Raw genomic sequence first — 2,184 nt, 5'->3', positions numbered from 1 at the left:
GCTTTCACTGAATCTGCTTTTCTTCATGTAGGAACTCCTTCATACCATGGAATTCTCTACCACCGACTGGCACAGGTTTTCGAGGAGGCTACAATACTGCTTTTCGGTGCGTATGCTGTAGTGCTTAAGTCGCAGCTTTTCGCGCACCTGGTCGAGCAGCTTCGGAGGCTTCAGCTTGTCTACTGTGCTATACACTGTATGCGGGGTCATATCTGGGGCTATGTTGTTGATCTGCGATCAAATTTTAGCACTATGTGACTAGTTTTAAATGAATTATAGAAGTATGCACCGTTTGAGGTGCATACTGAACGTTAGACATCATGAGGGACGCAGTGATCGCCGAAATTTCGACACAACTGTTAGAGGTGCTTAGTGTCATTGAGCGCCATCTGGAGCCGACGTTGCTGGCCGTGCATTTGTACGGCTCCGCAGTGAATGGCGGCCTGAAGCCATACAGCGATATTGATTTGCTGGTTACTGTGACTGTAAGGCTTAATGAAACAACGCGGCGAGCTTTGCTCAACGACCTTCTGGAGGTTTCGACTTTCCCCGGCGAGAGTGAGGCTCTCCGCGCTATAGAAGTCACCATTGTCGTGCACGACGACATCATTCCGTGGCGTTATCCAGCTAAGCGAGAACTGCAATTTGGAGAATGGCAGCGCAATGACATTCTTGCGGGTATCTTCGAGCCAGCCACGATCGACATTGATCTGGCTATCTTGCTGACAAAAGCAAGAGAACATAGCGTTGCCTTGGTAGGTCCAGCGGCGGAGGAACTCTTTGATCCGGTCCCTGAACAGGATCTATTCGAGGCACTAAATGAAACCTTGAAGCTATGGAACTCGCAGCCCGACTGGGCTGGCGATGAGCGAAATGTAGTGCTTACGTTGTCTCGTATTTGGTACAGCGCAGTAACCGGCAAAATCGCGCCGAAGGATGTCGCTGCCGACTGGGCAATGGAGCGCCTACCGGCCCAGTATCAGCCCGTCTTGCTTGAAGCTAGACAGGCTTATCTTGGACAAGAAGAAGATCGCTTGGCCTTGCACGCTGATCAGTTGGAAGAATTTGTTCACTACGTGAAAGGCGAGAGCACCAAGGTAGTCGGCAAATGATGTCTAACAATTCGTTCAAGCCGACGCCGCTTCGCGGCGCGGCTTAACTCGAGCGTTAGCCATCTATGGAGCCGATCTTGGATTTCACCGCGTTTTTGTCATCTTCAGTTGTAGGTGGTCTTGTCGCTGGATTTGTTGCGCTCCGAAACAGCGAACGAAAAATACAGATCGAGAACGTAACCCAAGAAAGAGCAAAATGGAGGGAGAAAATCCGCATCAAGTCACTTGAAGTTCAGCAAGCAGCCGTTGCTGGCAATGCGGAAAAACTTTCAGAGCTTCATTTGGAGTTCGCGCACAATCTCAATCCATTTCACCAACAAGATAACGACATTCTTGCAGTTATTGTGGCTCTGAAAAATCGCGACACCTTAGATATAAAGCTTCCCGATTTTACAGACAGAGTTGCTCTTCTGCTCAAGCACGATTGGGAGCGCGCAAAACATGAAGCTAAACCTTGGTTCTTTCGTTGCTGCCCGCCTAAGCGAACCTCTTACGAAGAACTAAGAAAAATCAAAGTCAATAAAGGAGTGAAATCATGAATAAATTGGTGGCTTTTGGGCTTCTATTCGTGCTTTCTGGGTGCTCTGGCCCTTCAAGCGAAGAAATTAAAAATTCAGCAGATGCATGCGTGAAGTTTTACAAGGAAAAGAGAGCGGATGGCAACTATGTTGAATACCGTAGCCATTGGATGAAAAATGGTCGGCTTGTAATTGCGATGGCTGAGAAAAAATTCGAATCGGACAGTAGTTACAGAGAAGGCCTTTGTCTTGTTGACTTGAAAGAGGGAACAATAGAACTCCCAGGGCTTTTCAATCAAGGAAAATGGGAGAAATAGCCGTTTCTGTCGTAAGCATTATGGCTAACAAACGCTTCGAAAGGGACGCTCCGCCAGCAAGCTTTGCTTGCTGTCTACGCGCCCCTCAAGCTGCGCGTTAGGCAGGAACACCGGGCAAACCCTAGCCATTTGTAACTTGCCCTTTTGGAGAAAATTATGGCACTTCCCTTCATTCTTGCTGGCGCTGCTTTACTTGCTGGCGGTATTGGCGTTAAAAAAGGCATTGATGCCAAAGAA

Annotated in this window: 3 protein-coding genes; all 3 read left to right on the top strand. The window is 48.2% G+C overall.

Annotated elements, in window-relative coordinates:
* Positions 1 to 320: 320 nt before the first annotated feature.
* The 3 genes from C513_RS0112265 to C513_RS14375 all read left to right on the top strand — a co-directional run bounded on the left by C513_RS0112265 (position 321) and on the right by C513_RS14375 (position 1,947).
* The gene (locus C513_RS0112265; RefSeq protein WP_018716282.1) at positions 321 to 1,112 is read left to right on the top strand and encodes an AadA family aminoglycoside 3''-O-nucleotidyltransferase; all 792 of its coding nucleotides are present in this window, start codon (positions 321 to 323) and stop codon (positions 1,110 to 1,112) included.
* Positions 1,113 to 1,189: 77 nt separating this feature from the next.
* Positions 1,190 to 1,651, top strand: a complete 462-nt coding sequence (locus C513_RS14380; protein ID WP_156816114.1) for a hypothetical protein — start codon at positions 1,190 to 1,192, stop codon at positions 1,649 to 1,651.
* A complete protein-coding gene (locus tag C513_RS14375) occupies positions 1,648 to 1,947 on the top strand; it encodes a hypothetical protein (RefSeq protein WP_156816113.1) in 300 nt (99 codons plus the stop codon). The genes C513_RS14380 and C513_RS14375 overlap by 4 nt, the downstream gene beginning before the upstream one ends.
* Positions 1,948 to 2,184 lie beyond the last annotated feature (237 nt).

Source organism: Allobrachymonas chironomi DSM 19884, from assembly GCF_000374625.1.
Taxonomy (GTDB): Bacteria; Pseudomonadota; Gammaproteobacteria; order Burkholderiales; family Burkholderiaceae_C; genus Brachymonas; species Brachymonas chironomi.
The sequence above is the reverse complement of the archived record's forward strand: the minus strand, read 5'-3'. Positions and strand labels throughout refer to the sequence as shown.